The following is a 17104-nucleotide window of genomic DNA, read 5'->3' on the forward strand; positions in this document are numbered from 1 at the left end:
TGTGGCGATCGCAATACCGACGCTTCATGAGGGTCCCGTCACACTGCGACCGATCCGATTGCGCGATGACCGCAACCTCGACCGTTCCCTGATGGAGAACCGGGGCTGGCTGCGCACCTGGGAGGCCACCAGCCCCTATGCGCCGATGTCCTTCGACACCCGCGCCAGCATCCGCAGCCTGCTTGCGCACTCTCGTGCCGGCAGCGGGCTGCCGTTCCTGGTCGAATACCAGGGCGAGCTGGCCGGCCAGCTCAACGTGTCGTCGATCACCTGGGGCTCCCTGTCGTCGGCCACCATCGGCTATTGGGTGGGCGAGGAATTCGCGGGGAAGGCGATCACGCCCACAGCCGTAGCCCTGGCCACCGACTACTGCTTCGGCCAGCTCGGGCTGCACCGCATGGAGATCTGCATCCGACCCGAGAACGTGCCCTCGCTGCGGGTCGTGGAGAAACTCGGCTTCCGCTACGAGGGTCTGCGTCGCCGGTACATCCACATTAACGGCGACTGGCGCGACCATTTTTGCTTCGGGCTGGTGGCCGAAGAGGTGCGCCAGGGCGTGCTGCACCGCTGGCAGTTCGGCCAGGCGCCGGCCGACGCCGCCCGGGTGACGGACGTCGATCGGGCCGCGGCCGCGCATCCGTTGACGGTGAGTGACCGATGAGTGCGGGAATTGCCCGTGACACACCCTCGATAATCATCACCGCATGGCTACGGCCCTCTTACCTTAGAGATTATGAGTAGTGAGATCCTGGGCGGGGGAGTGATGATTGCGGTCGCGGCTGCCCTGTGGGTGACCTATCTCATGCCGACCTGGGCGCGCCGACGCCAGTACCTCACCACCGAGCGCAACGCTGTTCGCTTGCAGCAGACCATGCGCATTCTGGCGGAGACGTCCGAGGTGCCCCAGCAGGTGCGGCTCGAAGCGAATGCCCGAACCGTCCTGACCCAACGCAAGCTGCTGGCCCAGGCCGAAGACGATGCCCGAGCCGAGGCGAAGGCGGTGACGGATGCCGCCGCGTCCGCCCGGCGCTCCGCCGCGGCCCTGGCCGCCACAAACCGCGCCGCTGCCGCTCGAGAGGTCGCTGCCCAGGCTTCCGCCGTGCGTGCCGGCGCCGTGGGCGCCGGGGTCGTGGCCGGATCGCCGGGTCGCGCTCGCGCTCTGCGTCTGCGCCGGGTGCGAGCGCTGACCTCCCTGATCCTGCTCGGGGGCATCCTCTTCTTCGTCTCCGGGGTTCTCGCGGTGGCAGCGGGCGGAGCCTGGACCGCAGTCCTCGCCGGCCTGGCTACGGTCGCGCTCGCTGTCGGGGCGCTGTCGCGCCTCGCCCGCACATCTCGCCGCGCCCACCAGCACGCTGCCGCCGCGAATGGCTCAGAGGTCAGCTACCCCTCCGCCCGCGTTGGGCAGGCCTTCGAGTCCGTGCACCTCGAGGAGACGCCGGTCGTCGCTCCGAGCTGGACGCCGCTGCCGCTGCCTCGGCCGATGCACCTGTCGCGCGGATCCGTCGCCCAGGCGGCGATGGCATCCGTGGATGCCGCCGCCGAGCTGCGGAAGGTAGCCGCAGAGGCGGAACTCGCCCGCCGGGCCGCGGCCCTCGAGGTGGCCGTCACCCCGCTCACGCGTGCGGCGCCCGGTCGCGAGAATACTCCGGCCGTGCCCGCAGCGAGCCGGTTCGCGTCGATGGGGGTCGTCGGAGACACCGCTCCCGGCATGAGCGACCTCGACGACGTGCTGCGCCGTCGCCGCGCCGTCGGCTGACCGAACCCGGGCCCATTCGGGCTCTAGCGGGCGGTTCGGCGAAACTCGGTCGCCGCGCGTGATATTCTACATAAGCAGTTAGGGGCTATGGCGCAGTTGGTAGCGCGTCTCGTTCGCAATGAGAAGGTCAGGAGTTCGAATCTCCTTAGCTCCACCGAGATAGTGACAATCGTCAGTCGCAGGCCCCTGGGAAACCGGGGGCCTTCTTCTTTCTGTCTTCGTCTTCAGGCCGACGAGCCATTCCGTCGCCGAACTCGGAGATTTTCGGTTCATGCGGCGTGGTGCGCCGGGGTGAAAGGCGTGTCGCAAAAATCTCCGAAATGAGAGTTTCTGATCCAAGTCGAGTTCACGTGCCGACCTGCGCCGGCCTCAGCCGCCGAGCGCCGATCGGCCGACGAACGTCTCCATGGTGAGCACGGTCGTGCCCTCCACGTCGGTTGTGGACAGCGCCACGCGCACGGCACCGAGCTCGGCCAAGGAGGAAACGTGGGTGCCGCCGCAGGGGATGCGCACGTCGTGTGCCGGCAGCTCACAGACCCAGTACCGGCGGTCGGTCAGCAGTGGGCCGTCCCGGTCGATGCGCACGCTCGCGTCCGTAGCCACCCACCCGGCGAGAGAGGTGTTCAGCATCGATTCGATCTCGGCCAGTTGGTCGGCCAGTTCCTCGGTGACGAAGCCCTTGCGGCGCAGGGATTTGCCGAGCCGGTAGGTGTCCACGGATTCGTTCTCACCGATGAGGGACACGTCGATCGCGGTGCCGTCGAAGTCGGGGCTGCCGAGAGCGTCGGTGCGCACGTCCTTCTTCCACCGGTTTGCGAGAGCCAGGTTGAGGGCGAGGGAGGCGAGGTGGCACGCGGTGTGGCCCGCGGACATCCGTCGCCGGTAGCCGGTGTCGACGACGGCGTCGACCGGCTGCCCCTCGATCAGGGCGGCATGGGGCTGCACGATGTGGGCCACGACGAACGCCCAGCCGGGCGTTCCCTTCGGCACCGGGATGTCCCGGCCGAGATGCAGCGCCGACCCGTCCGTTGCTCCGACGACGCAGTCCAGCACCGGCAGCTCGATTCCCTGGGCGCGCAGCACGGCCCGGTCGGGACCCTGGTCGGGCCAACCCGCGTCGACCGGGTGCACGGGGGTGGTGTCGAGGAGCACGGCAAGCAGTCCGGTCGGGAGCGGCTCGACGTGCAGCACCGTCGCGGTGCTCTCGGTCTGCCCGGCCGGGTAGCTCACTTGGGTGTCCATGGCGGGAAGGGTCATCGGCAGGTCCTTTCGGAACATAAAAGGGTGTTGCCGCGGCTAGCGCGGCAACACCCTGAGTTTAATCGTGGAGCAGGCGCTAGGCCTTGCGCGCCTTCTCGGTCGTCTCGTTCGCCTTGGCGTGCTTGTCGGCACGCTTCTCCTTCAAGGACTTGCCGGCAACCTTTTTGGATGCGTCCTTCTTGGGTGATTTGTCAGCCATGTGTACTCCTTCGAACCGAGCCCCAGCGGCACCGTGACTTCGACCCTACGCGGGTTGCCGCGAAACGGCACCTTCCCGCTCGCACCGGCACCCGGGCCTGTGCAACTTGCGCGCCCGGCCGTAGGCTGAGACCGACGCGCCCCGCCAGGGAGGCAGACGTCTCCACCCGGAGAAAGGGATCCAAATATGAGCGACATGACCACCTACGAGGCCATTTTCTACGGACCCAACGTGATCGCCGCCGGCACGCCCCGGAAACTCGAGTACGTGAACGGCGAGTACCAGCAGGAGGTCGTGCTTGAGGAGACGGAAGACGGCTCAACCGTGCGCCGCAGTTTCCGGATCGGCCACGAAACCGAGGAACCGATCCCTTACCGCTTCGTTGAGGAGGAGACCGAAGACCCGCAGGGCGAAGCGGATATTCCCAACTAGCCGGAACCGCTTGATTCGTCCACCGGGTCAGATCCGGGTGCCGGGGCCGCGGCCGAGCCGAACGGGCAAAGCCATCAGCGGCCCCACGAAGCGGCGCTGAAGCCTGCGCGCCGGACCCCAGACGAACTGCACCACGTACTGGGCGAGGATGGCGCCCGCCGCCAGCGCAGCGGCCACGGCACCGGCGGTCAGCATGCTGAGCAGGCCGTCGATGTTGCCGTCGGACAGCTGCAGCAGGCCGCGGAACAGGATCAGCCCCGGAACGAGGGGAACGAGCGCGGAAACGACGATCACCAGCGGGGGAGTGCGCACGATCCGGGCCGCGATCGCGGCCAGCAGACCGACACCCATGGCGCTGAGAGCCGACGACCAGACCAGGCCGAAGCCGGCGCTCGCCCCACCCAGATAGAGCAGCTCGGCGACGGCGCCGAGCAGGCAGACCACCCAGAACGCCCGCCACGGCACCTGCACGGCGAGGCCGAAACCGGCGACGATGACCATGGCGGCGGCGAGCATCACGGGCAAGTCGGCCAGAGTCGGCGTGAGGTTGGCATCGACGCGCAATTGGAACCCGAAGCGGGCCACCAGCAGTGACGCCCCGGCCACGCCGGTGACCAGGCCGCCCGTGATCAACAGGGCCTCCATCATCCGTGCCGTGCCGGTCAGGTAGAAGCCCGACAGTGTGTCGTGGACCGCACCGAAGGTGGTGACGCCGGCCAGGAGCATGATGATGGTCGCGATGACGACCAGGGACGGATTCGCCGAGGTGTCGATGAGTGCGACGATCGCGGCGACAATCGGCCCGATCGCCCCGCCCACCACGTTTTGGTAGAAGACGGGAACCTGCCGGCGGTCGAGCGAGGTCGTGATCAGGTCGATGAAGAAGGTGGCGACGAAGGCGGCGACGCAGACAACCAGCCCGCCGCCGATGAGCACGGCGGCCCCGGCTCCGACGAGGCTCCAGCCCAGCCGGCGGTACAGGGCCGGTACCTGCGGCTTGGCGCTGACGATGGTGGCCAGGCGTTTGCGGGCATCGGCGACATCCGGCGGCGAGTCGAGGATCTCGGCGATCAGCTCGGAGGTGGCCGCGAGCTTGCTGTAGTTGAGCGAACGGTACTTGACGTTGCGGCTCCGGGTGATGGACTCGTGCGTGGCCGGGTCCTCGTGGGTGAGCGCGATGATCGTGTGCGTGACGTTGGCCTCGGTTCCCCTCAGCCCGTAGGCGCGGGTGATGGCTTCCATGGCGGCCGTGGCGTCTTCGGCTCCGGCGCCGGCCGCGAAGATGACCTCCGCGAGCCGCATGGTGAGGTCGAGGACCGAGCGGGTGTAGGCGGCGCTGTCGAAGACGTTGATCGCGCGGGTGACATCAGACATCGAGCGGACCCAGCCAGGCGGCAGCCACGGTGGCGTGCGCCGATTCGGCGTCGGACGGGTGGAAGAGCCCGGCAAGAACGTCGCGGTACAGTCGCCCGAGCTCGTTCCCGGCAAAGTACGACGAGCCGCCGCTGACCCGCAGCGCCTGGTCGACGACCAGGCGCGCGGTCTCGGTGGCGCGATACTTCAGACCCGACAGGAGCGGGAACCACCGCGGGCCGTGGTCGGCCTGAGTGGCGAGATCGTGGGCGAGGGCGTCGAGCTGGGGGTACAGGCCATCCATCATCATCGCGGCCTCCGCGACGCGCCAACGGATGTCCGGGTCCTGCGCCAGGGTTCGGCCGTCGTGCTTGAGCGACGTGCGCCGCTTCGCCGCCAGCACGGCCAGCTCGACCGCGCGCCGGCCGATGCCGGTGTACACGGCAGCCAGCAGGATCTCGAAATTGGCGAAGATCGCAAAGATCAGCGGGTCAGGGTTCGGCCCGGGATCCAGCCGCCGGAAGACCTGCTCCGGGCGGGCGGATGCGCCGGTGAGCACGGTGCTGCGGCTCTGGCTGGCTCGCATGCCCAGGGTGTCCCAATCATTCTTCTGACTGACGCCCGGGTCGCCCCGATCGATGAACGCCCAGACGATTTTCGGGCCGTCGACGGAGTCCCGGTCGATCCCCATGGTGCCGAGCCGGGTCCAGGCCGGGGAGAGCGTGGTGAAAATCTTGGTGCCGGTGAACCGGTAGCCGCCGTCTGGCTGCGGGGTGGCCGTCGTGATCGAATCGGAGAGCACGAGGTCGTTGCCCGGCTCGCTCACGCCGAAGCCGAAGATCTCGCCCGCGGCGGCGCCGTGCAGCACGCAATCGAGGCTGTCGTCGCCGCGCTGATGCAGGGTGAGAGCCACGCCCGTCCAGACGAGGTGCATGTTGACGGCGAGGGCCGTGGCCGGGGCGTGGGCGGCGAGCCGGATCTGGTCATCGGCGACCTGCTGCACGCTGCGCCCGAGGCCACCATGGGAGACAGGCACGAGCGAGCGGAGGTAACCGCAGGCGATCAGGTCGGCCAGATCGTCGGCGGGGAACGTATTGTCCCGGTCATGCTTCGCGGCACGAGAGCGGATGCGTTCGAGCAGCTCGTCACCGAGCGGGGAGAGTTCGGTAGACGTGTACACCAAATAAGTTTACGCAGGCGTGCGCCGCTTGCGTGCCAACCGGATCACCAGGTAGACGATTGCTGCGACCAGGCCGAGAGCGAGCAGCCAGGGCAGCGCGAAGCCGATGGCCACGATCGCGGTACCGAGGGCTGTCAGGAGGGCGTTCCAGCCGGCCGCGATGGCATCCCAGAAGTCGTCCGGGGTGCCGGGATCCACTGTGCCGGTCGAGTACAGGTCGAGCGTGATGGTCGAGAAATCAACCTGGTCGGACAGGTAATCCCGCTGCGCCTGCAACCCCTCGAGCTCGCTCTGCCGCTCGGCCAGCGCGTTCTCGACGGCGATCAGGTCGGTCGTGTTCGTGGCGCTCGTCATCAGGGCGAGTAACCGGTCGACCGAGGTCTGCAGCGAGGTGATCCGGGCATCGAGGTCCTGGGTCTGCTGGGTGATGTCCGAGGCGTTGAGCGACACGAAGTTGACGGTGCCGAGCTGCTTCAGCTCCGCCAGCGTGCGGTCGAGCTCATCCGAGGGGATGCGCAGGGTGAGGTTCGCGCTCGCCGGCTGGTTGCCGGTGGCGGGGTTCTCGGTGCGGCTGTCGATCCGACCACCGGCCTGCTCGGTGATGGTGACGGCATCCTGCACGGATGCGATCGGGTCCTTCACGGTGATCGACACCATCCCGGTGGTGATCACGTCGCGCTGGCTGGAGGCGATCTCGCCAGTGCTGCCGTCCGGGAAGGTGCGCGAGTCGAGAGACTCGCCGGGTTCGGCGCCGGGTGTGACGGTCCCCGGATTGACGACGCCCGGTTCGGCGAGGCCCGGGGACGTGGCGGGGCCGCCGGAGTCGGTGGAAGCGCCGGGCACGGAGCATCCGGCCAGCAGCAGTGCACTCAGGAGTACCGCGGCGATCGCGGGTAAACGCTTCATGGCCCCACTGTACGACCGCTGTCGCCGGCTCTGGATCACAATCGAGTCTCGGCATGCGGCGCGCGCTTCGCGTGCATGCGCCGCCTACACCGGTCGCCGAATGGATCGGGGACGCCGTTCACGGCGATACTGGAACCATGATCTGGTGGGCGACCCTCTGCGAACGGCTCGGCTGGTCACGCCCGCCGCTGCTGCACATCGCAATCGATGAGGGAACCGGTCCGGTCGTGATTCTCGTGCACGGCATCGCCTCCTCCTCGGAAACGTTCCGGGAACTGGTGCCACTGCTTGTGCCCAGGCACCGGGTCATCGCCGTCGACATCCTGGGTTTCGGCGAATCGCCGATCCCCGAAGGGTGCGAGTATCGGCTCGAGGACCACGTCGAGGCCCTGGCCACCACGATCCGGTCGCTGAAGCTCCGCGAGCCGTTCATCCTGGTGGGCCACTCCCTCGGCAGCCTGATCGCGGCCCGGCTGGCGGCGATGCCCCGCACCCGCGCGTCCCGTCGAACCCAGGTGTCCCGGGTGGTGCTCGTGGGGCCGCCGGTCTATCTGTCGCCGACCGACATCGGTGACCGCTGGGTGCGGGCCCGGGTCAACGCCTACCTGCGCGCCTACGATTTCCTACGGCTGAACAAGGAGTTCACTCTCGCAAACGCGGCCATCATCGCACGGCTGCTGCCGAAGGGCATCTTCGAGCTGACGGAGCGCAACTGGACCCCGTTCGTGAAATCGCTGGAGCACTGCATCGAATCGCAGACCGTGGTCAGCGACATCGCGGCCGTGCGAGTGCCGGTCGACGTGGTCTACGGCATGCTGGACGCCTTCATCGCGGCCGGCTCCATGACGGTGATCGAACGGATGCGCCACGTCACCATGCACCGCGTCGAAGCGAACGACCATCTCATCCGGCCGCGGCTCGCCCGGGCACTGGCCCGGGTCATCGACGCGGACGACAGAGTCGGGGCCGGGGCCGGGGCCTTGTCCGCGGCTGCTGCCTCGTCGATCACTGCTTCCACTTTGGCTTCCGTGGCTAGGCTGGAGAAATGGACACACGAACCCTCGGAAAAACCGGCCGAATCGTCTCCGTGATCGGGCTGGGCACCTGGCAGCTGGGAGCGGACTGGGGTGACGTGTCGGAGGCCGACGCGACCGCGGTGCTCGCGGCATCCGTCGACGCCGGCGTCACCTTCTTCGACACCGCCGACGTCTACGGCGATGGCCGCAGCGAGCAGATCATCGGTCGATTCCTGGCCGGCAGCGACGCCGCCGCCGGCATCACCGTGGCCACCAAGATGGGCCGACGGGTCGACCAGCTGGCCGAGAACTATACGCTCGCCAACTTCCGGGCCTGGACCGACCGGTCCCGCACGAACCTCGGCATGGACACCCTGCACCTCGTGCAGCTGCACTGCCCGCCGAGCGACGTGATCGAATCCGACGAGGTCTACGACGCGCTCGACACACTCGTCGCCGAGGGAGCCATCGCCGGCTACGGGGTGAGCGTCGAGACCTGCGACCAGGCTCTCGCAGCCATCGAACGGCCCGGCCTGGCCAGCGTGCAGATCATCCTGAATGCGTTCAGGCTGAAGCCGCTCGAGGCCGTCGTGCCGGCCGCGCGCGCCGCCGGTGTGGGCATCATCGCCCGCGTTCCGTTGGCGAGCGGCCTGCTGACCGGAAAGTACACCCGGGAGACAACCTTCGCGGCGAACGACCACCGCAACTACAACCGCGACGGCAGCGCCTTCGACGTCGGCGAGACCTTCTCCGGTGTGGACTATGAGACCGGCCTGGCAGCCGCCGCGGAGTTCGCGGCGCTCGTGGGCTCCCTGACCGAGGAGCTCACGCCCGCGCAGGCCGCGCTGGCCTGGGTGGCCCAGATTGACGGCATCAGCTCGGTCATCCCCGGGGCCCGATCGGTGCAGCAGGCTCTCGGCAACGCCGCTGCCGGTTCGGTCGCCCCGCTCAGCCTCGGGCTCAACGAGGGCGTGCAGGATATCTACGACCGGATGCTGCGCGAGCAGATCCACCGCCGCTGGTAGCACCTGTCCGGTCGGGAGTGCCCGTTCCGCGGGTCGCTCTCGACCGGAACGGGGACTCTCGCGCGGACCTGTGGAGGCGGCATTGTCGCAAGGCACTGCGGCTCCGGCGAACCAATTCGACGGAGATTTTTGGCTTGAAGCCGGTTTCCGGTTTGTTTGGGCGGGTTTCGGTCGAAATCTCCGTCGAATTCGTCAGGGGTGCGGGAGAGGGGCGCGGGGCTCTGAGCGCGACCCGCGGGCACCGATCCGGGTCGAGCTGAGATTCAGTCCAGGTCGTCGGGATCTCTGCCGGTGCGCTGGCCGGCGTCGATGGCGGCGATGGCGGCATGGTCGCCGGCGTTGAGTGTGAAGTCGAAGACGTCGAAGTTTTCCCGGATGCGCACCGGTGTCACCGACTTCGGAATCACCACATTGCCCAGCTCGAGGTGCCAGCGGATGACCACCTGTGCGGCCGTCTTGCCGTGCCGGGCGCCGATGGCGTCGAGGGTCTCGTTGCCGATCGCGCGGCCGCGGGCCAACGGCGACCAGGCCTCGGTGAGGATGCCGTGGGCCGCGTCGTACTCGCGCACGGTGGACTGCTGCAGCCACGGGTGCAGCTCCACCTGGTTGAGGACTGGAACGACATCCGTTTCGGCCAGCAGACGGTCCAGGTGGTGCGGCTGGAAATTGGACACCCCGATCGACCGGGCGCGACCTGAGGCGCGCAGCGTCTCGAGGGCGCGCCAGGTGTCAACGAAGAGGTCCTGGCGGGGTGCGGGCCAGTGGATCAGAAAGAGGTCGACGTAGTCGAAGCCGAGTTTGCCGAGGCTCACGTCGAAGGCGCGCAGGGTCTTGTCGTAGCCGTGCTGGTCGTTCCAGACCTTCGTGGTGACGAACACGTCCTCACGGGGCAGGCCGGAGCGGGCGATACCCTGGCCGACGCCGGTCTCGTTGTCGTAGAGCGCCGCGGTGTCGATGTGGCGGTAACCGGCCTCCAGGGCGACCTGCACAGCGTCGGCCGCCGCGGCATCCGCGATCTTGTACACGCCGAGCCCGAGCTGGGGGATACCGTGTCCGTCATGCAGGGGAAGTAACGGTGAGAGCGTCATCCCCCCATCTAACCTCGTCCTACTGCGCCGAGGCGTGAACCGACACGATTGAGGGGTGCGCGCGACGCTCAACCTCGCAATTGTGTCGGTTCACCGCGCGATGAGCGGAGGCGGCTAGGAGACCTGCACCTGGATCGGTGCGGTGTCGGGGAGCGGGCTCGCATCGCGGCCGCGCAGGTCGGGGTGCCAGCGCCGGCCGAGCGCGGGGATGATCGTGCCGAGCCCCGCGAAGCCGGCCGCGACCAGGATGGCCGCCGTGGCGCCGCTCTGGTCGATCATGAAACCGGCGATGGCGGAACCCAGGGCGGCGCCCATCAGCTGGCCGGTGCCCACCCAGCCGTAGGCCTCCGCGGTGTCACTGAACTTGACGCTCGCGGACACGATGCCGAACAGAACGGCGAAGGCCGGCGCGATTCCGATTCCCGCCAGCAGCAGGGTGGCGGCCAGCCACCAGAAGCTGAGCCCGAGGGTGGCGAGCCCGAGGCCGACGGTGACGATGAGCATCCGTGCGGCCAACGCCCAAGGGCCGATCGGGGCGTGGCCGAGGGCGAGCCCGCCGATCAGCGAGCCGAGAGCGAAGATGCCGAGCACCCAGCCCGAGTCCGCGCTGCCGTGCCCGAACGCGGCCACCACACCCGCCTCGACCGAGGCGCAGGCGGCTACCAGCATGAAGCCGACGATGGTGCTGAGCATGACCGCCGGGCGTTTGAGAACGACGCCGAGTTTGCGGCGGCTACGGGGGATGCGCACCCGGCCGACCTCGGGCAGCACCAGAAACCAGACGCCGCCGCCGATGAGGAAGATGGCGGCGAGCAGGATGCCGGCGACCGGGCTGACCTGGATGGCCACGAACGTGGCAATCACCGGGCCCAGCACCCAGATGATCTCCTGGGCCGACGCGTCGAGCGAGAACAGCGGCGTGAGCTGGCGGGAGTTGACGATCTTCGGGTAGATGGTGCGCACGGCCGGCTGAATCGGCGGTGTGGACAACCCGGCGATGAGCCCCACGGCCATCAGAACATAAATGGGCATGCTGACCAGAGCCATTGTCACGATGGAGGTCGCGCAGACGACGAGGGTGGCCGTGATCACCGGACGCATGCCCCAGCGGCCCATCAGTCGGCTGGTGAGCGGCCCGGCGACGGCCTGGCCGATGCTCATGGCGCCCAGCACGAGGCCGGCGGCGCCATAGGAGTCGAAGACCTGCTCGATGTGGATCAGGAACGCGAGCGACAGCATCCCAAAGGGGAACCGAGCTGTCAGTTGTGCGGCGATGACGCGAGCAACGCCCGGAGTCTTCAAAAGGGTCCAATAGCTGCTCACTTACTCAAGTCTACGTCCGCCGAGGTAGCGTGAGCGCGTGCGAATAATGATCACGGCCGACGAATTGGCAGCCATGCTTGAGTCCCGAAGCGACGTTCGGGTGCTGGACGTGCGCTGGAAGCTGGGTGGCCCGCCCGGGCCGGACGAATACCGGGCCGGCCACATCCCCGGCGCCGTGTACGTCGACCTGGAGACCGAGTTGGCCCGGCCCGGCGAACCGGCCGACGGGCGGCATCCGTTGCCCACCCGTGCGACTCTGCAGGCAGCCGCGCGCCGCTGGGGGCTTCGTGACGGCGACACGGTCGTGGTCTACGACGACCTGGGCGGGGTGTCGGCAGCCCGTGCCTGGTGGCTGCTGCGTCACGCCGGGGTGCGCGACGTGCTGCTTCTCGACGGGGCGCTCGCCGCCTGGCGCGCCGCGGGCCTGCCGCTCGCGGTCGGCGAGCTGGCCACAACAGAGCTGAGCGCGGAAACGGTCCGTCCGGGCACGATCACCCTCTCCGACGGGGTGCTGCCTGTGCTCGACACGGATGCCGCCGCCGCGCTCGCGCAGACCGGCGCGCTCCTCGACGCCCGCGCTGCGGAGCGCTACCGCGGGGACACGGAGCCGATCGATCCTCGCGCCGGCCACATCCCCGGCGCGATCAGCGCGCCCACGGCCGACAACCTCACCCTCGACGGGCGCTTCCTCCCGGCCGCCGAACTGCGCGCCCGGTTCGAGGCGCTCGGAGTCACGGCGGGCGGCACGGTGGGCGTCTACTGCGGCTCCGGCGTCACCGCCGCGCACGAGGCGGCCGCTCTGGCCATCGCCGGGTTCTCACCGGCGCTCTACCCCGGCTCGTGGTCGCAGTGGTCCAACCTGCCGGGCCGCCCGGTCGCGACGGGCGGCCCTCGGGCGTGAAATCCGCGCGAAACACGCTTCCGGTCATACTGAGACACGGGGAAGCCTGTCCACGCTCAGTAGGGCTGGCCCAAAACGTTATCTGCGCACGGAATCCGCGTGAGCGTGCTGTTATATGCTCGCTTTTGTCGAATTCCGTTAACGGACCTCAAAGACGAACCAGACACATCCGACAACCACGAAAAAGGTTACGCAATGCGCGCTCAATACCTGCTCCCGGCTCTCGCCGCCGTCACGGCACTCCTGCTCACCGGCTGCGTTGACAACTCCACGGACACCACGGGCGGAGCGACGGCCGACTCCTCCGCCAGCGAGATCGCCGTGGACGACGCCGCCGCCGCGATGCTTCCCGCCGAGGTCGCCGACTCCGGCACGCTCGTCATCGGGACCGACCCGACCTACGCTCCCAACGAGTTCAAGAACGAAGCCGGTGAGCCGATCGGCTGGGGCATCGAGATCGCTGAGGCCGTCGCAGCCAAGCTCGGCTTGGAGCCGGAATTCCAGGTCGCGAAATTCGACAACATCATTCCGAGCGTGACCGGCGGCAAGGCCGATATCGGCGTGTCCTCCTTCACTGACAACGTCGAGCGGGAGAAGCAGGTCGACTTCGTCAACTATTTCGTCGCCGGCATCCAGTGGGCCTCGGCCGTCGGCAACGACGTCGACCCGGACAACGCCTGCGGGCTGAAGGTCGCCGTGCAGGCCACCACGTATGAGGACACCGACGAAGTGCCGGCCAAGAGTGACGCCTGCGTCGCGGCCGGCAAGCCGGCGATCGACAAGCTGAAGTACGACACCCAGGACCAGGCCACCAACGCGGTCGTGCTGGGCCAGGCCGACGCGCTCAGCGCCGACTCGCCCGTCACTCTCTACGCGATCGCCCAGACCGAGGGCAAGCTGCAGCCGGCCGGAGAGACCTTCGACGTGGCGCCCTATGGCATCGTGGTCGCCAAGGACTCCGAGCTGACCAAGGCCGTGCAGGCTGCGCTGCAGTCCATGGTCGACGACGGCACCTACGGTGACATCCTCGACGAGTGGGGCGTCGCGGATGGTGCGATCGAGACGATCACGATCAACGCCGCGTCGAACGGATAACGTATGAGCACCACGACTCCACCGAAGGCGGGCGGGGCAACCCGCCCGCCCGGGGAACCGGCCCCATCGGTGCCGATCAAGGCCATCAAGCTGCGGCATCCGTGGAGGATGGTGTTCGCCATTCTGCTTGTGGTGGTCTTCGTCTCCATCGTCGTCGACGCCGCGCTCCGGCCGGCTTACGACTGGCCCGCCGTCGGCAAGTACCTCTTCGACCGCCGCATCTCGCAGGCGGCCGTCGTGACCCTGCAGCTGACCGTGTACTCCATGGTCATCGCGATCGTCCTCGGGGTGATCCTGGCCGTCATGCGGCTCTCGCCCAACCCCGTGGTGAAGAGCCTGGCCTGGTTCTACCTGTGGATCTTCCGTGGCACCCCGGTTTACGTGCAGCTGACGATCTGGGGTCTGATCTCGCTGATCTACTCGAGCATCGACATCGGCATCCCGTTCATGGACCCGTGGGTGTCCTTCTCGACCAACGCGGCACTGAGCACGTTCACCATCGCCATCATCGGGCTGGCCCTGAACGAAGCGGCCTATATGGCTGAAATCGTGCGCGCCGGCCTCCTGGCCGTGGACAGCGGCCAGGAGGAGGCTGCGACGGCGCTCGGAATGAGCTGGTCGCAGACCATGACGCGGGTGATCCTGCCGCAATCGATGCGCGTGATCATCCCGCCGACGGGCAACGAGGTCATTTCGATGCTGAAGACCACGTCGCTCGTCACCGCCGTGCCGTTCAGCTTCGAGCTGTTCACCCGGTCGCGGGATATTTCCGCGGAGACGTTCAACCCGATCCCGCTTTTGATCGTGGCCTCGATCTGGTACCTGTTCTTCACGTCCATCCTGATGGTCGGCCAGTACTTCCTCGAAAAGCGGTTCGCCCGCGGCGTGGGCGACCGGCAGCCGGATCGCAAGGATGCCGTCGGCACCGGAACGGGAACCCTCACCGGGGTCGTCCCCGTCATCGGTTCCGGGCAGCCGTCGGTGATCGCACCGCCGCGCGAGAACGATCCACCAGCCCACCCCGGAGGCGTGAAATGACCGACGTGAACACGCAGGCCGGGGCATCCGTCACGATTCCTCCCATGGTTCTGGCCGAGCAGGTATCGAAGAGCTTCGGCTCGAACGAGGTGCTCAAGAGCATCTCCCTCGAGGTGAAGCGTGGCGAGGTGATGTGCCTGGTCGGGCCCAGTGGGTCGGGCAAGTCCACGTTTCTGCGCTGCATCAACCACCTCGAGGTGCTCTCCGCCGGTCGGCTCAGCGTCGACGGCGAGCTGATCGGCTACCGGGAGACCAACGGCAAGCTCTACGAGATGGCACCCAAGGAAGCGTCCCGTCAGCGACGGGACATCGGCATGGTGTTCCAGCGGTTCAACCTGTTTCCGCACATGACGGCGCTACAGAACGTGATGGAGGCGCCGATCCGGGTGAAGGGGCTGTCGAAGGCCCAGGTGGAGCGGAGCGCTCTCGATTTGCTGGCCAGGGTGGGTCTGGCCGAACGCGCCGACTACTACCCGGCGCACCTGTCGGGTGGGCAGCAGCAGCGGGTGGCGATCGCCCGCGCACTCGCGATGGAACCCAAGCTCATGCTCTTCGACGAGCCGACCAGTGCGCTCGACCCTGAGCTCGTCGGCGAGGTGCTCGACGTGATGAAGGGTCTGGCCAAATCGGGCATGACCATGATCGTGGTCACCCACGAGATGGGCTTTGCCAAGGAGGTCGCCGACTCGCTCGTCTTCATGGACGGCGGTGTGGTCGTCGAAGCGGGCGACCCGGACGAGATCCTGACGAACCCGCAGCACCGCCGCACGCAGGCGTTCCTGTCGAAGGTGCTCTAGAAGTGGTGCTCTAGAAATGTTGCTCTAGGAAAACCGCAGCGACCGTCGCCGTTTGTGCCGAGAGTACCCGCCGTTGCGGCGACTCTCGGCACAAACGGCGATTCTCGTTCGGGCCGAGCAGTGTGACGCCGAGCCTGCCCTACGCCGGGCGGCTCTGCGGTGCGGTAGCCGCGGTCATCGCGGAATCGTGCTCCACGACGTCGCCGAGTACCTCGTCGATCTGCCTCATGCTCTCGGCCGGGATCTTCACTCCCGCGGCCTCGACGTTCTCGCGCACCTGCTCGGGGCGGGAAGCTCCGACGAGGGCTGCCGAGACGTTGTCGTTCTGCAACACCCAGGCCACGGCCAGTTGAGCCATCGACAGGTTGAGGTCGGCGGCGATCGGCTCAAGGTTCTGCACCCGGGTGAGCACGTCGTCGTTCATGAAGCGGCTGATCATGTCGGCGCCGCCCTTGAGGTCGGTGGCGCGTGAGCCGGCCGGCGGGGCCTGGCCTGCCTTGTACTTGCCGGTGAGCACACCCTGGGCCACGGGGGACCAGACGATCTGGCCGACGCCGAGCTCGCGCGAAGTCGGCACGACCTCGTCTTCGATGACGCGCCACAGCATCGAGTACTGCGGCTGGCTCGAGATCAGGCTGAAGCCCAACTCCTGGGAGAGGGCGTGGCCGGCTCGCAGCTGCGCGGCGGTCCACTCGCTGACGCCGATATAGAGCGCCTTGCCCTGCCGAACGATGTCGGCGAAGGCCTGCATCGTCTCCTCCAGTGGGGTCTCGGTGTCGAAGCGGTGGGCCTGGTAAAGGTCGACGTAATCGGTCTGCAGCCGGGTCAGAGAACCGTTGATCGACTCCATGATGTGCTTGCGGGACAGCCCGACGTCGTTGTGGCCGCGCGGGCCGGTCGGCCAATAGACCTTGGTGAAGATCTCGAGGCTTTCGCGGCGGTGGCCCTTGAGGGCGTCGCCGAGAACGGACTCCGCCTTCGTGTTGGCGTAGACGTCGGCGGTGTCGAAGCTGGTGATCCCCACGTCGAGCGCGGCATGCACGCACTGCGTGGCGATGTCGTTCTCGACCTGCGAACCGTGCGTGAGCCAGTTGCCGTAGGTGATTTCGGAGATTTTCAGGCCTGATGAACCGAGATAGCGGAATTCCATGCCTACAGCCTAAGCGGAGCGGTCCCACTGTCGCTGGGTGAAAAAGCGGACGCATGTCGAGCATGTCGAGCATGTCGAGCATGTCGAGACCTGGGACCAGGGGCCAGGGACCCCCTATCCGTTCTTCCGTTCGACCGCGTCCGTCAACCGGGTGCGGGACTTGGTCACGTTCCGCCATTTGCGGGCCCCGGTCTCCAGCCAGGGTGGTGCCATGATCTGCACGGCGCCGCGGACCATCCGGATTGCCCAGCCGGAGGCGGCGAGGTAGCGGTGATGCCACCAGCACAGACACACGCCGTTGTCGGTGTGCGTCGGTCCGCCCTCGGAGTGCGGGATCACGTGGTGGATCTCGGTCATCGCGGCCGGGATTTTGCAGCCCGGGATGATGCAGGTGCCGTCGCGGAGCTGAATCGCCCGGCGTTACGCGGCGGTGAAGCACCGTTCGGGTGAGCTGAGGGCGATGATGCGTCCCTCGTCGGTGATGACGACTTTCTGCTGACCGCTGTTGCTGATCAGGTCCGTGACGGCGCTGATCGAGATCGGGGTTTCGACGCCGTCGATCCAGCCGACGCCGCGGCCCTGACC

18 protein-coding genes and 1 tRNA gene are annotated in these 17104 nt (G+C 67.8%); 10 read left to right on the forward strand and 9 right to left on the reverse strand.

Annotated features, from left to right (window positions below; genetic code table 11):
• Nucleotide 1: 1 nt before the first annotated feature.
• The 3 genes from CXY82_RS16725 to CXY82_RS16735 all read left to right on the forward strand — a co-directional run bounded on the left by CXY82_RS16725 (nucleotide 2) and on the right by CXY82_RS16735 (nucleotide 1910).
• Nucleotides 2–661, forward strand: a complete 660-nt coding sequence (locus CXY82_RS16725) for a GNAT family N-acetyltransferase (protein WP_104099574.1) — start codon at nucleotides 2–4, stop codon at nucleotides 659–661.
• Nucleotides 662–733: 72 nt separating this feature from the next.
• Complete coding sequence (locus tag CXY82_RS16730; RefSeq protein ID WP_104171883.1) at nucleotides 734–1756, forward strand: hypothetical protein; 1023 nt, start codon at nucleotides 734–736, stop codon at nucleotides 1754–1756.
• A gap of 81 nt (nucleotides 1757–1837) precedes the next feature.
• Nucleotides 1838–1910, forward strand: a tRNA-Ala gene (locus tag CXY82_RS16735).
• A 215-nt stretch (nucleotides 1911–2125) separates the two neighbouring features.
• On the opposite strand, the gene CXY82_RS16740 is transcribed toward CXY82_RS16735, so the two are convergent.
• Both CXY82_RS16740 and CXY82_RS18350 read right to left on the reverse strand, forming a co-directional pair.
• Entirely contained in the window at nucleotides 2126–3013 is an 888-nt protein-coding gene (locus CXY82_RS16740; RefSeq protein ID WP_104171913.1) for a metal-dependent hydrolase, read from the reverse strand.
• A gap of 79 nt (nucleotides 3014–3092) precedes the next feature.
• Nucleotides 3093–3215: a hypothetical protein gene (locus tag CXY82_RS18350; RefSeq protein ID WP_255408599.1), complete on the reverse strand. Its 123-nt coding sequence runs from the start codon at nucleotides 3213–3215 to the stop codon at nucleotides 3093–3095.
• Between the two features lie 186 nt (nucleotides 3216–3401).
• Here CXY82_RS18350 and CXY82_RS16745 point away from each other — a divergent pair, with 186 nt between their 5' ends.
• Nucleotides 3402–3647: a hypothetical protein gene (locus CXY82_RS16745; protein ID WP_104171884.1), complete on the forward strand. Its 246-nt coding sequence runs from the start codon at nucleotides 3402–3404 to the stop codon at nucleotides 3645–3647.
• A 27-nt stretch (nucleotides 3648–3674) separates the two neighbouring features.
• Here CXY82_RS16745 and CXY82_RS16750 read toward each other — a convergent pair whose 3' ends face one another.
• Genes CXY82_RS16750 through CXY82_RS16760 form a run of 3 tightly spaced genes read right to left on the reverse strand, consistent with a single transcriptional unit; the run spans nucleotide 3675 to nucleotide 7086 of the window.
• A complete protein-coding gene (locus tag CXY82_RS16750; RefSeq protein WP_104099570.1) occupies nucleotides 3675–5021 on the reverse strand; it encodes a threonine/serine exporter ThrE family protein in 1347 nt (448 codons plus the stop codon).
• A complete protein-coding gene (locus CXY82_RS16755) occupies nucleotides 5014–6180 on the reverse strand; it encodes an acyl-CoA dehydrogenase family protein (protein WP_233199398.1) in 1167 nt (388 codons plus the stop codon). The genes CXY82_RS16750 and CXY82_RS16755 overlap by 8 nt, the downstream gene beginning before the upstream one ends.
• A 9-nt stretch (nucleotides 6181–6189) precedes the next feature.
• The gene (locus CXY82_RS16760) at nucleotides 6190–7086 is read right to left on the reverse strand and encodes a DUF4349 domain-containing protein (RefSeq protein WP_104099568.1); all 897 of its coding nucleotides are present in this window, start codon (nucleotides 7084–7086) and stop codon (nucleotides 6190–6192) included.
• 53 nt (nucleotides 7087–7139) lie between these two features.
• Here CXY82_RS16760 and CXY82_RS16765 point away from each other — a divergent pair, with 53 nt between their 5' ends.
• Both CXY82_RS16765 and CXY82_RS16770 read left to right on the forward strand, forming a co-directional pair.
• A complete protein-coding gene (locus CXY82_RS16765; protein WP_233199399.1) occupies nucleotides 7140–8177 on the forward strand; it encodes an alpha/beta fold hydrolase in 1038 nt (345 codons plus the stop codon).
• Complete coding sequence (locus CXY82_RS16770; protein WP_104171887.1) at nucleotides 8132–9127, forward strand: aldo/keto reductase; 996 nt, start codon at nucleotides 8132–8134, stop codon at nucleotides 9125–9127. Before CXY82_RS16765 ends, CXY82_RS16770 begins: the two co-directional genes overlap by 46 nt.
• A 263-nt stretch (nucleotides 9128–9390) precedes the next feature.
• On the opposite strand, the gene CXY82_RS16775 is transcribed toward CXY82_RS16770, so the two are convergent.
• Complete coding sequence (locus tag CXY82_RS16775; protein WP_104171888.1) at nucleotides 9391–10215, reverse strand: aldo/keto reductase; 825 nt, start codon at nucleotides 10213–10215, stop codon at nucleotides 9391–9393.
• A 114-nt stretch (nucleotides 10216–10329) separates the two neighbouring features.
• The gene (locus CXY82_RS16780; RefSeq protein WP_104099564.1) at nucleotides 10330–11538 is read right to left on the reverse strand and encodes an MFS transporter; all 1209 of its coding nucleotides are present in this window, start codon (nucleotides 11536–11538) and stop codon (nucleotides 10330–10332) included.
• Nucleotides 11539–11584: 46 nt separating this feature from the next.
• Between CXY82_RS16780 and CXY82_RS16785 the strand changes: the two genes are divergently transcribed.
• From CXY82_RS16785 to CXY82_RS16800, 4 genes are all read left to right on the forward strand, one after another.
• Nucleotides 11585–12439: a sulfurtransferase gene (locus tag CXY82_RS16785; protein ID WP_104171889.1), complete on the forward strand. Its 855-nt coding sequence runs from the start codon at nucleotides 11585–11587 to the stop codon at nucleotides 12437–12439.
• A 195-nt stretch (nucleotides 12440–12634) separates the two neighbouring features.
• Nucleotides 12635–13534: an ABC transporter substrate-binding protein gene (locus CXY82_RS16790; protein ID WP_104171890.1), complete on the forward strand. Its 900-nt coding sequence runs from the start codon at nucleotides 12635–12637 to the stop codon at nucleotides 13532–13534.
• Between the two features lie 3 nt (nucleotides 13535–13537).
• Complete coding sequence (locus CXY82_RS16795; RefSeq protein ID WP_104171891.1) at nucleotides 13538–14572, forward strand: amino acid ABC transporter permease; 1035 nt, start codon at nucleotides 13538–13540, stop codon at nucleotides 14570–14572.
• Nucleotides 14569–15369, forward strand: coding sequence for an amino acid ABC transporter ATP-binding protein (locus CXY82_RS16800; protein ID WP_104171892.1), 801 nt, complete (start codon nucleotides 14569–14571; stop codon nucleotides 15367–15369). Before CXY82_RS16795 ends, CXY82_RS16800 begins: the two co-directional genes overlap by 4 nt.
• 139 nt (nucleotides 15370–15508) lie before the next feature.
• Here the strand turns inward: CXY82_RS16800 and CXY82_RS16805 are convergent, their stop codons facing one another.
• Nucleotides 15509–16519 (reverse strand): aldo/keto reductase family protein, encoded by a 1011-nt coding sequence (locus tag CXY82_RS16805; protein WP_104171893.1) that lies wholly within the window; start codon nucleotides 16517–16519, stop codon nucleotides 15509–15511.
• Nucleotides 16520–16633: 114 nt separating this feature from the next.
• Nucleotides 16634–16930, reverse strand: a complete 297-nt coding sequence (locus CXY82_RS16810; protein WP_104171894.1) for an HNH endonuclease signature motif containing protein — start codon at nucleotides 16928–16930, stop codon at nucleotides 16634–16636.
• Between the last annotated feature and the right edge of the window lie 174 nt (nucleotides 16931–17104).

This window comes from Cryobacterium sp. M23 (assembly GCF_002929655.1).
GTDB classification, from domain to species: domain Bacteria; phylum Actinomycetota; class Actinomycetes; order Actinomycetales; family Microbacteriaceae; genus Cryobacterium; species Cryobacterium sandaracinum.

Coding starts and splice junctions, on each gene's coding strand:
- CXY82_RS16795 (WP_104171891.1), top strand. CDS start 13,538: ATGAGCACCACGACTCCACCGAAGGCGGGCGGGGCAACCCGCCCGCCC.
- CXY82_RS16745 (WP_104171884.1), top strand. CDS start 3,402: ATGAGCGACATGACCACCTACGAGGCCATTTTCTACGGACCCAACGTG.
- CXY82_RS16785 (WP_104171889.1), top strand. CDS start 11,585: ATGATCACGGCCGACGAATTGGCAGCCATGCTTGAGTCCCGAAGCGAC.
- CXY82_RS16730 (WP_104171883.1), top strand. CDS start 734: ATGAGTAGTGAGATCCTGGGCGGGGGAGTGATGATTGCGGTCGCGGCT.
- CXY82_RS16800 (WP_104171892.1), top strand. CDS start 14,569: ATGACCGACGTGAACACGCAGGCCGGGGCATCCGTCACGATTCCTCCC.
- CXY82_RS18350 (WP_255408599.1), bottom strand. CDS start 3,215: ATGGCTGACAAATCACCCAAGAAGGACGCATCCAAAAAGGTTGCCGGC.
- CXY82_RS16770 (WP_104171887.1), top strand. CDS start 8,132: ATGGACACACGAACCCTCGGAAAAACCGGCCGAATCGTCTCCGTGATC.
- CXY82_RS16790 (WP_104171890.1), top strand. CDS start 12,635: ATGCGCGCTCAATACCTGCTCCCGGCTCTCGCCGCCGTCACGGCACTC.
- CXY82_RS16760 (WP_104099568.1), bottom strand. CDS start 7,086: ATGAAGCGTTTACCCGCGATCGCCGCGGTACTCCTGAGTGCACTGCTG.
- CXY82_RS16750 (WP_104099570.1), bottom strand. CDS start 5,021: ATGTCTGATGTCACCCGCGCGATCAACGTCTTCGACAGCGCCGCCTAC.
- CXY82_RS16805 (WP_104171893.1), bottom strand. CDS start 16,519: ATGGAATTCCGCTATCTCGGTTCATCAGGCCTGAAAATCTCCGAAATC.
- CXY82_RS16775 (WP_104171888.1), bottom strand. CDS start 10,215: ATGACGCTCTCACCGTTACTTCCCCTGCATGACGGACACGGTATCCCC.
- CXY82_RS16740 (WP_104171913.1), bottom strand. CDS start 3,013: ATGACCCTTCCCGCCATGGACACCCAAGTGAGCTACCCGGCCGGGCAG.
- CXY82_RS16765 (WP_233199399.1), top strand. CDS start 7,140: ATGCGGCGCGCGCTTCGCGTGCATGCGCCGCCTACACCGGTCGCCGAA.